The sequence below is a fragment of the Halomonas sp. PA16-9 genome, from assembly GCF_009728585.1.
Taxonomy (GTDB): domain Bacteria; phylum Pseudomonadota; class Gammaproteobacteria; order Pseudomonadales; family Halomonadaceae; genus Vreelandella; species Vreelandella titanicae.
In genome coordinates, this window is sequence record NZ_CP040451.1 from 3,244,894 (window position 1) to 3,261,775 (window position 16,882).

Annotated in this window: 9 protein-coding genes and 8 pseudogenes; 1 reads left to right on the top strand and 16 read right to left on the bottom strand. The window is 55.5% G+C overall.

Translation table 11 applies throughout. From position 1 onward, the window contains the following. Position 1 precedes the first annotated feature (1 nt). The 7 genes and pseudogenes from FDY98_RS15140 to FDY98_RS15170 all read right to left on the bottom strand — a co-directional run bounded on the left by FDY98_RS15140 (position 2) and on the right by FDY98_RS15170 (position 6,446). Positions 2 to 1,108, bottom strand: coding sequence for a PHB depolymerase family esterase (locus FDY98_RS15140; RefSeq protein ID WP_027957980.1), 1,107 nt, complete (start codon positions 1,106 to 1,108; stop codon positions 2 to 4). Positions 1,109 to 1,111: 3 nt separating this feature from the next. After that, positions 1,112 to 1,792, bottom strand: coding sequence for an FKBP-type peptidyl-prolyl cis-trans isomerase N-terminal domain-containing protein (locus FDY98_RS15145; protein ID WP_022521258.1), 681 nt, complete (start codon positions 1,790 to 1,792; stop codon positions 1,112 to 1,114). 133 nt (positions 1,793 to 1,925) lie between these two features. Beyond that, positions 1,926 to 2,369: a universal stress protein gene (locus tag FDY98_RS15150; RefSeq protein ID WP_022521256.1), complete on the bottom strand. Its 444-nt coding sequence runs from the start codon at positions 2,367 to 2,369 to the stop codon at positions 1,926 to 1,928. A 21-nt stretch (positions 2,370 to 2,390) separates the two neighbouring features. Further along, positions 2,391 to 3,670 (bottom strand): annotated as a pseudogene (locus FDY98_RS15155) (TRAP transporter large permease). A gap of 30 nt (positions 3,671 to 3,700) precedes the next feature. Next, positions 3,701 to 4,278: pseudogene (locus FDY98_RS15160) on the bottom strand (TRAP transporter small permease). Between the two features lie 351 nt (positions 4,279 to 4,629). Continuing rightward, on the bottom strand, positions 4,630 to 5,673 hold the full coding sequence (locus FDY98_RS15165) for a TRAP transporter substrate-binding protein (RefSeq protein WP_155705945.1): 1,044 nt from the start codon (positions 5,671 to 5,673) through the stop codon (positions 4,630 to 4,632). Positions 5,674 to 5,858: 185 nt separating this feature from the next. Then, positions 5,859 to 6,446, bottom strand: coding sequence for a TIGR02444 family protein (locus FDY98_RS15170; RefSeq protein WP_035539269.1), 588 nt, complete (start codon positions 6,444 to 6,446; stop codon positions 5,859 to 5,861). A gap of 29 nt (positions 6,447 to 6,475) precedes the next feature. Here FDY98_RS15170 and FDY98_RS15175 point away from each other — a divergent pair. Further along, positions 6,476 to 8,451, top strand: a pseudogene (locus FDY98_RS15175) (ATP-binding cassette domain-containing protein). A 26-nt stretch (positions 8,452 to 8,477) separates the two neighbouring features. Here FDY98_RS15175 and dtd read toward each other — a convergent pair. The 9 genes and pseudogenes from dtd to FDY98_RS15220 form a co-directional block, all read right to left on the bottom strand. Beyond that, a complete protein-coding gene (gene dtd, locus FDY98_RS15180; RefSeq protein WP_027957985.1) occupies positions 8,478 to 8,915 on the bottom strand; it encodes a D-aminoacyl-tRNA deacylase in 438 nt (145 codons plus the stop codon). A gap of 88 nt (positions 8,916 to 9,003) precedes the next feature. Continuing rightward, a pseudogene (locus FDY98_RS15185) lies at positions 9,004 to 9,847 on the bottom strand (universal stress protein). 123 nt (positions 9,848 to 9,970) lie between these two features. Then, positions 9,971 to 10,788 (bottom strand): annotated as a pseudogene (thiD, locus tag FDY98_RS29610) (bifunctional hydroxymethylpyrimidine kinase/phosphomethylpyrimidine kinase). Positions 10,789 to 10,923: 135 nt separating this feature from the next. Continuing rightward, positions 10,924 to 12,032: pseudogene (locus FDY98_RS15195) on the bottom strand (TRAP transporter substrate-binding protein). Positions 12,033 to 12,201: 169 nt separating this feature from the next. Further along, positions 12,202 to 13,608 (bottom strand): annotated as a pseudogene (locus FDY98_RS15200) (TRAP transporter large permease). Continuing rightward, a complete protein-coding gene (locus FDY98_RS15205) occupies positions 13,608 to 14,168 on the bottom strand; it encodes a TRAP transporter small permease subunit (protein ID WP_009286227.1) in 561 nt (186 codons plus the stop codon). The pseudogene FDY98_RS15200 and the gene FDY98_RS15205 overlap by 1 nt, the downstream one beginning before the upstream one ends. 101 nt (positions 14,169 to 14,269) lie before the next feature. Next, positions 14,270 to 15,068: pseudogene (locus tag FDY98_RS15210) on the bottom strand (endonuclease/exonuclease/phosphatase family protein). A gap of 38 nt (positions 15,069 to 15,106) precedes the next feature. Beyond that, positions 15,107 to 15,739, bottom strand: coding sequence for a thiol:disulfide interchange protein DsbA/DsbL (locus FDY98_RS15215; protein WP_027957988.1), 633 nt, complete (start codon positions 15,737 to 15,739; stop codon positions 15,107 to 15,109). Positions 15,740 to 15,942: 203 nt separating this feature from the next. Further along, on the bottom strand, positions 15,943 to 16,572 hold the full coding sequence (locus tag FDY98_RS15220; RefSeq protein ID WP_022521226.1) for a c-type cytochrome: 630 nt from the start codon (positions 16,570 to 16,572) through the stop codon (positions 15,943 to 15,945). Positions 16,573 to 16,882: the final 310 nt, after the last annotated feature.

A 16,882-nucleotide genomic window follows, 5' to 3' on the forward strand; every position in this document is an offset into this window, starting at 1 on the left:
GCTAATCGGCTTGTTCAGGTGCTGCCTGTAAATGATCCAGCATCGCCAGCAGCGCGCCAATTTGGGTACCGCTACGGGTATCGTGCTGGGGGCTTAACTGCCAGGTACTTTCAGCAAACCCCCACCAATCCCAGCAGCCCTGGGGGTTCGCCATACTGCTTTCTGCCTGAGGATAGAGCACGATTTGCTGATGCGCTGCCGCCCAGGCATTAAGCCCGGTGTAGCGTATGAACGTATCGCCAATGGCCTCTGCGTTCATTTGGCAGCCGTGCAGCGCCAGCGTTACCGGGCACTCCCCCGCATCACAGCCTTCAGGTATAAACACATAGCCGGTGTCCGCTAGGCCCTTGACCGCAAACTCTGACTGATCAAACGCGACTAGTTCGCCCCCTTGCTCATCCTCTGGCTCACGACTAGACTCGCCAGCGTCCGAGGCTGCTCGTTCGGGGTAGAGCCAATCCAGCATTTCTCCAGCAATATCATCATCGCAGGATAACAGGAAACTACCGCCACCCTGTCGGCAATCGCCCCACTCCTGGGGCCCGGGAGCCGCTTCACTGGGTAAGCGTATCGGCCAGCCATGTCCCGCATTTTCACTGCGCGCAACGCGTAGCTGATCAGGCGAAGCAAGCCACTGCTGCCACTGCTCAGCAAGCAGGTCGCCGAGCAGTGGCTCAACCACTTCATCCTCTTCACCGTGCCATAAGTAGGCCCTGAGCTGGCTAAGCGCCTCAGTGCTGCCAACCTGTTCAAGCTCAATATAGCGCTGGTGGCGAGCCTCCAATTCATCCAGCGAAGGCACGCCACGGCGGGTCATCATGCATTGATTAAGCGCCAAACTCAGCGAGCCCTGCGCGCAACTCCAGGGCCCTGCTGCCAGTACACCTAGGCCACTAAACCGCTCGGGCCAAGCCACCGCTAGCTGGGTCGCCATATAACCGCCCGACGATACTCCCACTACGCTGGCCTGCTCACTCGCAGCACTCAGGGCGGGCAAATCCTCAGGCTCACTGTCCGTCTCTGCCTGCGCTAGCAGCGGCGTGCATAGACCTAAGCAAACCAGTGCCTGAGCGAGAGAATGCAGGTTAGAAGAGGGGGTTGAAGTCATCCCTTATTCGACGCCTAGCAGTTCAACGCGGAAGGTCAGTACTTCGTTAGGCCCGATCGGCCCTTGACCATTTTTGCCGTAAGCAATATCCGCAGGGATATAGAGCATCCAGCTATCGCCAACGCTCATCATCTGCAGCGCTTCCTGCCAGCCTTCGATCACCTGATTGGTCTGGAAGCTGACGGACTCACCGCGCTCAAAAGAGCTATCGAAAACGGTGCCATCCAGCAGCATGCCTTCGTAATTCACTTCGACGGTATCTTCAGGGCCAGGCGTGGCGCCATCGCCAGATTCAAGCACTTCATACTGCAGGCCAGAGTCAGTTACCGTCACTTCCTCGCGCTCAGCGTTCTCGGCTAGGAAGGCTTCCCCCTCTTCGAGATTGTTCTGCGCTATCTCTTCGGCTTCCGCTTGCCGCGCTTGCATTGACTGCTCTTGGAACGCCATCAACGCTTCGGTCATCTCTTCTTCACTGAGCGCCAGGTCATTACCTTCAAACACATCGCTCATGCCGTCGTGAAACGCATCCAAGTCGAGGTCTTCGATGTCTGCCTGCATGCTTTCACCCAGGGTCACACCCAGGCTGTAAGCCAAGCGCTGTTCATCGGTTTCGGGCGCTGCCGCGGCAAAAGGGGCAACCAAAAGCAAACCTGTCAGAGCCGTAGTAGAGAGCAGTTGTTTCATGAAAGATCCTTTTTATAGCGGCGCCGTACGCCAATCAATGTGACACAAAGACTAACACCCACCGCCCCGAGCTGCATCTTCGAGGAGGTGGGTGCCAATAAGACCACAAAATGAGAGAGAGGTTTTAGCGGATTTAGACCACCAGCGTGGGGCAGTGTGCTGCACCCGCCACCCGCTGAGAAACGCTGCCTAGCAGCGGGTTCTTCTCGCCATTGGTGCCCTGGGCGCCAATCACGATTAGATCGCACTCCCGCTTACGGGCAAAGCGCACAATAATGCGAGAGGGTCGCCCGCCCTTCACAAAAGCGCGCACGCGAGCACTGTCAGCGCCCAGCTCAATCGCATGAGATTTTGCGTGCACAGCGATCTCGGTGGCGTACTCTTTTAGCGCATCGTCGGGAATATCCAACTGGTTGGGCCGCACCATAGAGAGCGAGGCCTCCAGCAAGCTGTGGTGTTTAAACACGCACAGCAAATAGAGCTCAGCGCCGGTTAGCATATGCAGACCCACCGCTTTTTCCAGCGCCCTTAAGGCGCCTTTTGAACCATCCACCGGGACTAAAATGCGATTAAACATTCGCGTACTCCTTGTGGCTGTTTAGCGGAAGGCGACATCGCGCAGGAACAGCGCAATTTGCGGGAACATGATCAGCAGTGCAGCCGCTAAAATCAGCATGAAAATAAACGGCGGGTGCCTTTGATCACATCCCAATAGGGGCGCTTGAAAATCGCAATAGCGGTGAAAATATCGCACCCAAAGGGCGGAGTTGCCGAACCTATCGCCACCTGCAAGGTAATCAAAATACCCACCAACACAGGATCCAGGCCTGTCGCCGCAATGGCGGGTGCGAAGATGGGCGTTAGCACCAGAATGACCACGATCGGATCCACAAACATACAGGCCACAAAGAAGGAGATACAGATGGCAATCAATACGCCCGTGGGGCCAGCTTCGTTGACACCCACCGCCTCCAGAATCATTTGCGGAATCTGAGCAAACGAAATGATCCACGAGAAGCCATTACCCACCGCGACCAGGATAAAGACAACGGCGGTAATCAAGCCGGTAGATTTGGCGATGGCATAAATGTCGTTCATCTTAAGTGAGCGGAAGACCACAAACTCAAGCAAAATGGCATACAGCACACAGGCTGCAGCAGCTTCAGTCGGGCTGAAGATACCGCCGTAAATACCACCGACAATAATGACCGGAAAGCCAAGCGGCCAAAGAGCCTGCTGAACCGCTACTGCGCGCTCTTTCCAGCTCGATTTTGCTTCAGTAGGTACATCTTTAACGATGGCGTAGATAATGCAGTAAATCGAGAACATACACAGGATCATTAACCCTGGGCCGATCCCGGCAATAAATAGCTCGCCGATGGAAGTACCTGAAATAACCCCATAAATGATCATGCCGATACTGGGGGAATCAAAAAAGCAATCGCTAGAATTGATAATCAGCGCCAGCGTGAAAGAGTCTGAGTAGCCCGCTTTAAGCATTTTCGGACGCAGCGGCGAGCCAACAGCGACCACGGTTGCCTGGGTAGAACCGGATACAGCACCGAACAGCGTGCACGAAGCCGCCGTGCTCACCGCCAAGCCACCTTTAATATGGCCGATAAACGCCATCACCATATCAATCAATCGGTTAGCGGACTGCCCGCGGGTCATGATATCAGCGGCAAGGATAAACATGGGAACCGCAATAAGTGAGGCTGGGCGTATACCCGCCATCATCTGCTGGATCAGCGTATCCATCTGGCCGAAGCCGTTAAACATCATATAGAAGCCGATTACCGCAGCGGTAATCAGCGGAATCATCATTGGAAAGCCCAGCAGCAGCAGGGCAATCATGGTGGTGACCATTATTGTCGTCATAGCTGTTCCCCTAGGGTGCAGTGCCCCGCGTTAGACTTCTGTTTCGGTGTCTTTATATCCATCCACCACGCCCGTCGAGAGATAGACATCGTGGGACGTGAAGTTTTTAACCGCGGTCAGCAAGTATTGAATACCGGTGATTAAAAGCCCATCGGCACCCATAGGTAAATGATCCACACCGGCAAGCCCAAGGAGGGCAACACCCTGCCTTTGCTATGCAGATCCAGGATATAAACGATCGAGTAGTAGAGGAGGAAAAACATCACTAGCGATGTGAACAGCGCGATGCAGATCATTAGCGCTCTGCGCCCACCTACCGGCAGCGCATCATAGATAGCCGACATGCGAATATGACGACCATGACGGGCTGCATAGCCAATACCCGCAAAGGTAATCATGATGATCAAAATGCGGTTTAGCTCACCGGAGAACATGATGCTGTTGCCAAATACAAAGCGGGCAACCACGTTGGTGACCGTATTCAGCGCCATTAGCAAAACACCCATCGCGAGAATCACGGCTTCTATTTTGCTAATTGCAGTGTCGATCACGCCTAGTACCCCCGGCAAGCCGGAACGGTAACTCTTTTCCATCTCGTCATCGGTCATGGCCGGACTCCTTTTGACGGCTCTAACGGCAACAGTTCGTGCCGTAGGCACAAAAACACCAGCGTTATTCCAGAGCTATCTCAATCCAAGCTATCTCGTCAAACCCGCCTATTTCCCAACTTGCCTAAACCAGAGCTGCTAGACAAGTCTTACCTCGTGCAAGGCGAGGAGTTAACTAAAGCGTAACGGCTTGCGGCCGCCGATGATTCAACGCTAGATGTACGTAACCCAACGGTAACGATGTCAAACCCCAGCCCGAGTAGCCCCCGCCTAACCGCCGCAAAACAAAAAGGGGCAGCCTTTGCTGCCCCTTGATCAATCAACCATTCGCCAATGCGGCTTTGAGGTTAATTACTCGTTTGTTACGGCTTCAAGGTCAGCTTTAAACTGCTCGAGCAGCTCTTGACCACCTTCACCGGTCATTTCCAGGAAGGCTTCGACCTGCGGGGCACGCTCACGGAAAGCTTGAATTTGCTCTTCGTCGAGACGTGTCACCGTCACTTCATCAGATGCTTCCTGAATTTTCGCTAATGATTCTTCAGCTAAGCCTTTGATATGCTCAATAGTGTGGTCATAGGCAGCTTCAGAGGCTTCATTCACCAACGTTTGATCTTCTTCAGACAAACCTTCGTAGAAGTCTTGGTTGGCCATCATCGCAGTAGTGAACCAGCCGTGACCGGTAAACGTCAGGTGCGGAGAGACTTCGTACAAACCGCCAGACTCGATCCAGAAAATCGGGTTCTCTTGACCATCAATGATGCCGGTCTGCAGACCACCGTAGACTTCACCCCAAGGCAACGGTGTCGGCGTTGCACCAAAGGCGTCGTAGGTCTCCGACAGCAGCGGGTTGGTCATGGTACGGATTTTCTTATTATCCATATCTTCCGGTGAGCTAATAGGCTCGTCGGTCGTCACGACCATTTCGCCTTCCGGATACATCTTCAGCAGCTCTAGGCCTTGCTCGGCGTAAAGCTCAGGAAACATCTCGTTGATAGCCTTACTTTCGTCGAAGAACGTCAGTACGGTCTCTTCGTCGGTCGGTAGCAGGTAAGGAATAAAGAAGATTTGCGCTTCCGGAATAAGCGCACCGGTAAAGCCAGGCGACTGGTTTACAAACTGCAGAATACCGTTCTGAGTCTGCTCCATAATGTCATCAGACTCGCCCAGCTCACCAAAGCGGTAAACCTGCACGGTGTGGTCTGAGTTATCTTCAATGTACTCTTTAAAAGCATAGGCAAAGACGTCTTGAACGTCGCCTTCATACTCCTCGTGAGCATAGCGCCAGTTGTCTGCTTGAGCAGCGGCGCTTAGACCAAACAGCAGTGCACCCACACTTGCCGTGGTCATTAACTTTGTAGTTACAGAACGTGTAGAAACGAATTTGCTTGCCTTCATGCGGTGTTCCCCTTGCAGTGGTAAGCGCGCTTTACGAGTGCGCAAGAACCTGGATAAGCCTCGCGTATCTCAACACGACACTGTTGTTCGCTAACCGGTGTTCGCCAACCGGCAATGGTGCTGCTCTATACTGCGTTCTAGCGGGCGAATAGCGCTAGGTATTTCAAATACAGCTTAATTTCAGGCTAGCGCGCTCCTTGGTGAGGGTCAAGCTGGCAAGTAAGCGTTTGTAGCGAATCAAGCCACTCATTTTGCTCCTTTATGCCACCCTCGCCTTGACGGGCACACCGTCCTAAAAACAGTTGTTTTAGCAGCCACTTATCTACATCTAGCGACATTTCAACAACGTTAACCACACGTTCCTCATCGCTGGGCGAGGCCGAAGCCCACGCTTGCCAACGTTGAAGGTTCTCACGCTCAGCCATCAGTTCGGCCTGTTTGATGGTCTCGCGCAGCGCTTTTACGGACTCGCTTTCTGCCGCTGAGGCTTTTAAGTCTTGGCGTAACCCACGCAATACCTCCGTTACATGGCACTGCCAAAGGTGACGCTGCTCACGCTGGTAAGCCAGCGCTCTAGGCTCGGCTTCCAGACCGCAAGAGTAGAGCCAGCAATGAAACAGCATCTCGCACACATCCAGCCCGGCCTCCTCTTGAAGCTTCAGACAGGCTGCTTCAACGCCGGGTCTAGCGTAGAGCGTCAGTGCAAAATCCCATAACGGTGTCTGCTGTAGGCGCTGCAATCGGGTAGAATCAAGCGTAATAGAATATCGCATCAAATGACCCACTTTCTTCGGGAGAAGGCATGATCGCACTGCGCCAAGTCGCCCTGCAACGCGGCACGCAAACGCTACTCGACAACGCGGACATTACCCTTAATAACGGGGTAAAGGCCGGGATTATCGGGGCAAACGGCGCCGGTAAATCGAGCCTATTCAAACTGCTGCTCGGCGAGCTTGCGCCCGACCAGGGCGATGTCGAGATGAGTGGCGGCCAGCGCATTGCGCATATGGCCCAGGAAGTTGACGCCCTCGACCGCCCGATTATCGAGTATGTACTCGATGGCGACTTGGCGCTACGCCAAGCAGAAGCTGACTTATTGGCCGCCCAGGAAGCCGGGCAAGCCCACCGCGAAGCCGAACTGCACGGTTTGATTGAGACCCTGGATGGCTACCGTGCGGAGTCGCGTGCGGCGCAATTGCTGGTGGGGCTGGGCTTCGTCCAGGCTGACCTCGCCCGCCCGCTCTCGGCGTTTTCCGGCGGCTGGCGGATGCGGGTCAATCTTGCTCGTACGCTGTTTATGCCTTCCGACCTACTGCTGCTGGATGAGCCTACCAACCACCTGGATCTAGATGCCCTGCTGTGGCTGGAGCAGTGGCTAACCCGCTATCCTGGCACCCTGCTGCTGATTTCCCACGACCGTGACTTTTTAGATGCCGTATGCGATCACATCGTGCATATGCACCACAAACCCTGGAGCTATACCGCGGCAATTACTCCCAGTTCGAGCGCACTCGCGCCGAAAAGCTTGCTCTGCAACAGGCTGAAGCCGCCAAGCAGCAAGCCCGCCGGGAAGAGATCGAGCGCTTTATCGCCCGCTTTAAAGCCAAGGCGACCAAGGCCAAGCAGGCACAAAGCCGGGTAAAAATGCTCGAGCGCATGGAAGATATCGCCGTCGCCCATGTGGACTCCCCCTTCCACTTTACACTGCCCGCCGCCGATAAAACCTCGCATCCTCTGCTGGTGCTTGACCAGGCGCAGCTAGGCTATCGCGGTAAAAAGGGCGACGGCAGTGACGACAACATCCAGCTAGACAAGGTCAACATCACCCTGCTGCCCGGTAGCCGCATTGGCTTGCTAGGCCCCAACGGGGCAGGTAAATCAACGCTGATTAAGTCGCTCACCGGGGAGCTTGAGCTGCTTAACGGCAAGCGTGTACCCGGCGAGCATTTGGCGATTGGGTATTTTGCTCAGCATCAGCTTGAGAGCCTGGATGTTTCATCGACGCCCTTTGTGCATATCCAGCGCCTCTCACCCACCGCCAGCGATCAGGATATCCGCAACTTCCTGGGCGGCTTTGGCTTTAAGGGTGATGACGCCTTCGGCACAGTCGCCAACTACTCTGGAGGTGAGAAAGCCCGCCTGGCGCTGGCCCTCGTCGCTTGGCAAAAACCCAACCTGCTGCTGCTCGATGAGCCCACCAACCACCTGGACTTAGAGATGCGCGAGGCGCTGACCCAAGCGCTGGCAAGCTTCGAAGGCACGGTTATTCTGGTCTCCCACGACCGTCACTTACTGCGCGCCACGGTCGATGAGTTCTGGCGGGTGGCGGATCACCGTGTCGAGCCCTTCGATGGTGATTTGGAAGATTACCGGGCTTGGCTTAAAGCGCGCCTGGAAGAGAGCCGTCGGGATTCCCGCGGTGAAAAAGCCGAGCGCCAGAACCAGCAGCCTAGCGGCGACAGCCGAGAAGCGCGCAAAGCATCCCGCAAAGCGGCTGCCGAACTGCGCGAGAAGCTGCGCCCACTGAAAAAGCAGCGCGACCAAGCAGAAAAAGCCATGGAGAAGGCCCAACACGAGCTTGATAAGGTTGAACAAGTGCTGGCAGACCCAGAGCTCTACACCGACAGCAGCCGCAAAGCCGAACTGACCAAGACGCTGAGTCAGCAGGCAGAGATTAAAGCGCGCCTGGATGAATCAGAGCGGCAGTGGCTCAGCGCCGAAGAGGCGTTGGAGACAATGGAAGCAGAGCTGCTCGCCAGTGAAGAGGCGGCTAGTTAGCGGAAAGCGAATACTCAACAATAGGGCTAGCTTTCCAACAAAAACGTTACCGGGCCATCGTTAATTAGCGCCACCTGCATATCAGCGCCAAATTCACCGGTGGCGACGTGCGGCCAGGCAGTACGGGTCTGGGTAACCAGCAAGTTGAACAGCTCTTCACCCTGGGCGGGAGGAGCGGCGCTGGAGAAGCCCGGCCGCAGCCCCTTACGGGTATCCGCCGCCAGGGTGAACTGGGAGACGAGCAACAGACCACCGTTCACCTGCTGCAGGTTGTGATTCATTTTACCTTCGGCGTCGCTGAATACCCTGTAGTGGAGGAGCTTGTGCAGCAGTTTTTCCACGCTAGTCCCGTCATCGTGCTTCTCCACTCCTATCAGCGCCAGCAGTCCATGGTCGATACTGCCGACGATTTCGCCCTCCACTTCCACGCTGGCGCGCTTCACGCGCTGAATGAGTGCCTTCAAAACGCCTCTCCCCACTAGCAAACGGCCATTATAACGACCGTTCGTTAATTTTTCCCTAGCAGGGCATCGCGAAACGCTTCACCCAGAGTTACCAAGCACGGCAGAGCATTAGATCGCAGTGCGGTTCACACAGCAGCATCTCGGTTAGCTGGCTGGTGTGATGGGGCTGACCGCGACTGCCGATCATCACGAGATCGGGCGTGTGGCGCTTCATATATGCTTGCAGCACATCACAGGGCGCGCCTTGTTCTAACACCAACTCCACATCAGGCACTCCTTCTAACTCGCGCATCAGGCTATCGACTTCGTTACTCAACTGCTCGCGCAGGCGCTGCACTTCATGTTCACGCCAGTGAGCGTAATAGGCTTGCGAACCCAACTCGCGCTCGCCGGGCAGTGTCCAGGCGTGCAGCAGGGTCAGCGTGGCTTCAGGGAAGCGAATCAGCGCCTCTTTCAAGGTATGCCGCGCCGTCAGTGAAAAATCGATGGGCACCAAATATGCTGCCAGGGCTGGGTCGGCTGGTGAGAAGAGACCACCACAGGGCATGGTGCACTGCGCAGCACGCGCATTACCGTGGTACCCGCCAGCAGGTCTTTTTGCCCGCGCTTGCGATGCATGCCCACACAATCAGCTCGGCGTTGCGCTCATGAGCTTCGCGGACGATTTCAACGTGAGGCGAGCCGGTCACGGTCTGGATCAGCGTTTTCGGCGCCTCTAGGGCGTAGTCTTCGCGTAGATCCGTCAACATGGTAGTGATGTCTTCCACTACCGCGCTCTCGACATCCAGCAGCACACGTCTGGGTAGGTAAGGATCCAACACGTGCAGCACGTCTAGCTGAACACCCTGGGCATAGGCCAAACGTAACGCCCGAGCAAAAGCGGCGCGATTATCAGCGGAAAGATCGGTGGCAAACAGAATGGTGCGAGGCATGGCGAAACGCTCCTCGGCTGAGCAGCTCAGCCTTACAAGCCGTTAAGCAAACACTCTTAGCATGGTGTGCAATGTCCATTCTCGCAAGCACTGTTGCCCAAATGCCACTGGCTACAGCTAGCATCACCACCAAGCGTGAAAATGGTGCACCGGCCGCGTCCTTTCCCCACGTTTAAGCGCACGCTCGCCTCCAGGGCTGCATGCAGCCACTGCTTGCATCACTGATAGCGGCTACCGGGGCGTCCCCTTCGCATCCCGGGTAGCTTCGCCAAGCAGGCGGCGATCGCTGAGGAGAGCGCACAGCGGTACCGTGCAAATTGTCGGTATCGATTCGCGAGGCGGGCAACCACTCATGACCATTGGGGGTTGCCAGCAAGTCTGGGCAGGTTGCCCCGCGCAGATGGCCGCCTTTCAGCACCACATAGGGCGCGCCCAATTGCGTTAACCCCGGCAGCATCGCTTCCATGGCGTCTAAACTGGTGGGCGACGGCGTGTCGAGCAATACCGCGGCTTCCGGCAGATTGGGGTAATCACATCGGCTAGCGGCACGAGAATATCGCGCACTGCATGAATACCGGCGTCGTCGACCAGAACATCCCGCTCTTGGCGACCATCACAGGGTCGAGCACAATCCAGCGTGGGCGGCGCTGACGCAGCACATCAGCAATAACCTCGGCGACTTCACGGCTCGCCACCATGCCAATTTTAACCGCGTCTATCACCCAACATCCAGCAGTGTTCCAACTGCTCGCGTATGGCCTGGGGCGAAACGGGTACACGAGGCCACCCTGCAGTATTCTGGGCAATCACCGCGGTAATCACGTTGGTGCCGTAAACGCCAAGGGCTGAAAAGGTTTTTAGATCCCCTGCAGCCCGGCGCCCCCGAAGGATCGGAGCCGGCGATGGTAAGCACATTGCGAAGACGGGGAATGGGTAGACATGGGGCTCCTTCACGGCAAAACGTCACTGTACTCCTAGGATACCCAAGCTGCGCGCCTTATGCTGCCGAAAACGTACATGCCAGACACACAAAAGCCGCCGAAGGCGGCTCGTTAGTGTGCATCAAGCACGGCAAACTATTGCGCGGTGTCACCTTCCGGGTTGCGGGCGTTGTAATACGCCTGCTCGGAGATGGCGTGGTAATCCTCGACCTTCTCCTGGAACGCTTGATAGGAGTCATAGATACGCGTAGCTAATTCGCTCGATTCAGCCAGCTCGGCGACCACATCTTGAGAGTGCTCACGCGCCTGGGCCAGTACGTCATCGGGAATGCGGCGTAGCTCAACATCGTGCTCGTTCACCAGGGTTTCCAGCGCATCGTTGTTACGTGCGGTGTACTCATCCAGTACGCTCTGGTTAATGTCGCTAATAGCGGTACGCAGGATCGCCTGCAAATCCGCTGGCAGCTCCGCGAAAGCCTCTTCGTTAACGATTGCCTCAAACATGACCGTCGGCTCGTGCCAGCCTGGGTAGTAATAATAGTCGGCGGCTTGATGTAGTCCGAATGCCAGGTCGTTGTAAGGGCCAATCCACTCTGTTGCGTCAATCGCACCGGATTGCAGCGAAGTAAAGATCTCGCCGCCCGGCATATTCACAATCGCGACCCCCATGCGGCTCATTACTTCGCCGCCCAGGCCAGGCATGCGCATTTTCAGTCCGTCGAGATCGTCAACCGAGTTGATCTCTTTGTTGTACCAGCCGCCCATCTGCACGCCTGAGGCACCCGCCACCATGACGTCACGCCGAAGTCATCGTAGAGCTCGTTCCACAGCTCCATACCGCCGCCATAGCTTAGCAGGCGTTCATCTCTTGAGCATTCATCCCAAACGGCACAGCGGCGAAGAACTGTGCGGCAGGCGCTTTGCCCTTCCAGTAGTAGGAGGCGGAGTGGCCTAGCTCAGCGGTACCGTCAGAAACAGCGTCAAACACCTCAAACCCCGGCACCACTGGCCAGCACCGAAGACTTCAATGGTCAGGCGGCATCCGACATTTCATCGACCAGCTGGGATAACCGCTCGGGCCCCTGACCAACACCTGGGAAATTTTTCGGCCAGGAGGTGACCATTTTCCAACGGAATTCTTCCTCTTGCGCCTGGGCGTGATTATCAACGCTAGAAACTGCCAACAAACTGGCGGAAAGTGCAGTCGTCATGGCGATGGCGGTAGGGAGTGTCTTGGCTTTCATACAATAACCCTCTTACTTTCTATTATTACTATTATGAGTAGGGAATACTCCGCCTAGCGTAGAAAACACTAGGCGGTTTACTTCAGGCCATTAATGGCTATTTACTGCTTATTAATTAGGTTGCCACTTCTAACGTTGATAGCAGCGATGTTTTTCAACTAACCCTTTATTAGCCAAACTGCGCTGGCAGCCACGTTGCCAACTGCGGGAAGAACGTTAGCATCAGCAACATACCCAGTTGCATTAGGATAAACGGGATAACGCCACACGGTAAATAGCCGAGGTAGATACAGATGGCGGCGCTACGCCACGCAGATAGAACAGCGCAAAGCCGAACGGCGGCGTTAAGAACGACGTTTGTAGGTTAATCGCGATCATGATGCCCAGCCAAATCGGGTCAAGGCCCATGGCAAGCAAGATCGGCCCGACAATGGGCACCACCACAAAGGTGATTTCGATAAAGTCGAGAATAAAGCCGAGCAAAAAGATCACCAGCATAACGATGATCGTCGCGCCGACCACCCCACCAGGCATACCCTCGAACAGTTCGGTCACCATGTGTTCGCCGCCGTAAGCGCGAAACACCAGCGAAAACAGCGCTGCACCGATCAGGATCAAAAACACCATGGTAGTCACGTGAGTGGTCGAACGCAGCACGTCCTTCAACGTCGCCCAATCGAGCTGACGATAAGCCAGCGCCAGTACTAAAGCGCCGAAGGCGCCTACCGCTGAGGCCTCGGTCGGCGTGGCAAAACCACTAAGAATCGAGCCCAGTACCGCCACAATCAGCACCACCGGTGGCACCAGCCCTTTGAGCAGTAGCATGCCAATCCCTGAGGTATGACCAAGCTCGGCCATCAACTCTTCACGGTCGGCAGCAGGCGCCATATGCGGACGCAACCAGGCCACCAGGGCCACATAGACCATATACATCACGACCAGAAGTAGCCCAGGCACCAGCGCGCCCATAAACAGGTCGCCCACGGAGACCGTTTTAGGGCTGAAGATCCCCATATCCAACTGCGCTTGCTGATACGCCGATGACAGCACATCACCAAGCAGTACCAAGGCAATGGAAGGCGGAATAATCTGCCCCAGTGTGCCGGTGGCGCAGATGGTGCCGGTTGCCAACGAGGTGCTGTAGCCACGCTTGAGCATGGTGGGAAGCGACATCAGCCCCATGGTGACCACCGTGCCCCCCAATACCGGTAGAGGCAGCCATCAGCATACCCACCAGGGTCACCGAAATACCCAGGCCACCGCGCATGGCACCAAACAGCAGGGCCATGGCATCCAGCAGCGTCTCAGCCACTTTGGATTTTTCCAGCAACACGCCCATCAAGACAAATAGCGGCACCGCCAACAGCGTTTGGTTGGTCATTATGCCGTAGAGCCGGTTGGGCAAGGCGGCAAGATAGCCACTATCAAAGTTAGCGTCGATACCGATGGCTTCCAACCCGAGCCCCATCCCGGCAAACAGCAGCGCCGTGCCCGCCAGCGAAAGCGCCACGGGAAAGCCGAACATCAACACAATACAGATAACGGCAAATAAAATAACTGGCATAAATTCCAGCATCAAACACGCTCCTCAAGGTGATTGCCACCGGCAGCTCCCGGCGTTATCCGCCCGGTCATCACGTAGCCATTGCGCACAATTTCAATCACGCCTTGCACGATCATCAGCACGGCAAACAACGGTATCAAGGTTTTCAGAGCGTAGACTGCCGGAATACCGCCGTAATCGGAGGAGGTTTCCAGAATACGCCAGGAGTTGGCCACGTAGCCCAGACTGGAAGCGATGATAAAGACCATCACTGGAATCAATAGCGTGATAATGCCCACCACATTGATTAACGCCTGGCGACGCGGGGTCATGCCTCGATAGAAGATATCCACCCGCACGTGGCCGTCGTGGCGAAACGTATAGGCGGCAGCGAGCATAAACACGCTGGCGTGCATATACATCACTAGTTCTTGCATGAAGATGCTATTCACACTGAAGGCATAGCGAAGCAGTACAATCGCGAACTGAATCAACATCATAAGGATGATCAGCCACGCAAGGGTACGCCCGAACCATTCGGAAGCGCGGTCCAGCGCACCAATAAAAGCAGGTAGTTGTGTTGTGTCCGACATGGGAGTGTCTCGCGTAAAACGGCTAAGGGGATCAGCGTCCCAGACAATAGCGCATATACGCGGACAATGCAGCGCTCACGGAGTGCACAGCGTGCTTATTATTAAACGCTTGAACGAATTGCCGCTAAACAGGCCTCGGGCAAGGGTAAATCGACAGCAATCGGCAGGTGGTCAGAGAAGAGATGATCCAGCACCCGCACTTCGGCGGCCTCTAACGATTGCGAAAGCAGAATATGATCCAACGCATGGCGCGGCTGCCAGGAGGGGTAACTGAACAGGGGTTTAACCGGGTGCAGCGGTAGCGACGCACTAAAACGCTCGTGAGCGTGCAGTTGGTCAGGGGTGCAGTTGAGATCCCCCATGACCACCACGTGGCGCAGTGGTTGAATGATATCGCTTAAGTAGTTGAGCTGACGCACCGGCCGCGGTGGCTTAGCGCCAGGTGGGCAACAAAGATATGCAGCGCATCAGGCCCTTCGCCAAAGCGGGCGTGAATCGCACCGCGCCCCGGCATTGCCCCGGCAAACGGTGCTCTTCTATTTGGCTGGGTACCAAGCGCGAGAGTAAACCGTTACTGTGCTGGGCAATGTGGCCCAGATTGCGATTGAGCTGCTGAACATGATGGGGAAACCCCGCTTGGGCAGCGAGATACTCCACCTGATTGACGCGGCTTGAGCGAAAACTACCGCCATCGACCTCTTGCAGCCCCACCACGTCAAACTTGCTCAGCACTTCGCCCATCACGTCCAGCCGCTTCTGGCGACGCGGGTTGGGCAGTAGGTGCTGCCAACTGCGCGTAAGATAGTGATGGTACGCCGAGGTCTGGATGCCCACCTGCAAATTAAAGGTCAGCAAACGCAAGTGCCCATCTTCAAACAGCGTCGAGCGTGAGCCATTGATGGCTGTTGTGTCACGCTCCCTCGCTTCACGCAACACGGTTACTCTGCGCGCTCTTCACGCACCTGCTCAACCAACGCTTCAGCGACTTTCGGCATGTTTTCCAGGCTACCGGCTGAGCTCGGCGTCACCAGAAAACGGCCATCAATCACCAGGGCAGGCACACCCATTAACTTCATTTTGCGCATGCGGTTATTGGCATCATTCACTTCGCTACGCACACTAAAGTCAGTCAGCGCTTGCTTGGCCTCTTCTTCGCTGACGCCATAGTTGGCAAAGAAAGCAGCAATCTCATCGGGCTCTGTGAGCGACTGATTTTCCTGATGAATGGCGTTAAAGAAGTCGGCGTGTAGCTCCTCTTCGATACCCAGCGACTCAGCTGCATAGAATGCTGTAGCGTGGGTATTCCAATCCCCACCCATGGTGGCGGGCATTTTGACGACACTAACGTCATCGTCGAGGGTCTCGTACCACTCATTAATCGGCGTTTGCAGGCGGTAGCAGTGCGGGCAGCCAAACCAAAATACTTCGGTGACTTCAATTTGCCCGTCATCAACCTGGGTTTCTACCGGCGTTTCAAGCAGCTCATAATGTTGGCCTTCAACCACTTCCTGGGCACTCACTGCCGCAGAAAGCCCCAAACCGGCCAGTGCGACCATTAACGTTTTAAACATCGCTCGCGTTTTAGACATTGTAAAAGTTTCTCCATGGGTAAGCGAAGGGTGAGACCGTGGATACATTAGCGGGTTCCCTCAGTTAGCAAACGTTGCCAAGAACGTTGCCTAGTGAGAACCCGCAAACGGCATAAGGAAGTATGTAGGCTGTCTATGTGTGGTTTTAAACGCCCAGGGTTAGAACGTTAGTTCAAACCCAACACTTAGTTTAAACCCAATACATAGTTAGCCACTGCTTCCATATCGTTGTCGCTCATTTTTGAAGCGATGTCGCCCATGATGTTATTGGGGCTATTGTTACGATCACCTGAGGCGAATGCCTGCAACGTTGAGACCGTGTACTGAGCGTGCTGCCCAGATAGACCGGGGTAAACGGCGCTGCCGATACCGACACCCGTTGGCGTATGGCAGGCTGAACAGGCGGGAATGCCCTTGGACATATCACCAGCGCGGTAAAGCTCTTCACCGCGAGCCAGCAACTCAGCGTCTTCGTCGCTGGTCTGGCCCAAGTTGGCATCCTGGCGCGCAAAGTGTGCTGCCACATCCCAGGCGTCCTGGTCGGAGAAGTCATCCACTTGACCGGCCATTTGGGGAACCATGCGGTTGCCGTCGCGGATATCCATAATCTGTTTCGCCAGATAGGACATCTGCTGACCCGCTAGATTAGGGAAAGCGCCCGATGGGCTAATGCCCTGTTGCCCATGACAGGCGGCACAGGTTTGGGCCATTTCCTGGCCAGCGGATGCGTCAGCATCAGCTTGATAGTCCGTTTGAGCGTGGGCGATGCCAACGGCGCCCATGGTAATTGCTAGGCTTGCCAGTAACTTTCTCATTGCTATTCCACTATGCCGTTTTATGTTTGACTGGTACGCACCCTGGGCGCTTCCCAGGTTTCACAAGTTACCAGGGTTAGCTCCGCCAATACCAACCTTCGCTAATACCAACAACGTATCGCGATGGTACACTAGCGCCCCAGGTCGCAGGTATAAACCGCTTGCATTATAACGAATCACCCCAGCGGCGGGAATGCAAGTGCTGGACTGCTTTAGGGGTAATTCGTCGCGGTACTGCTCTCAATTCTCTATCATGAGTCGCTATCATGCGTTCTACTTTATCGAAGCGATAGAGAGGTGATAGTGCGCA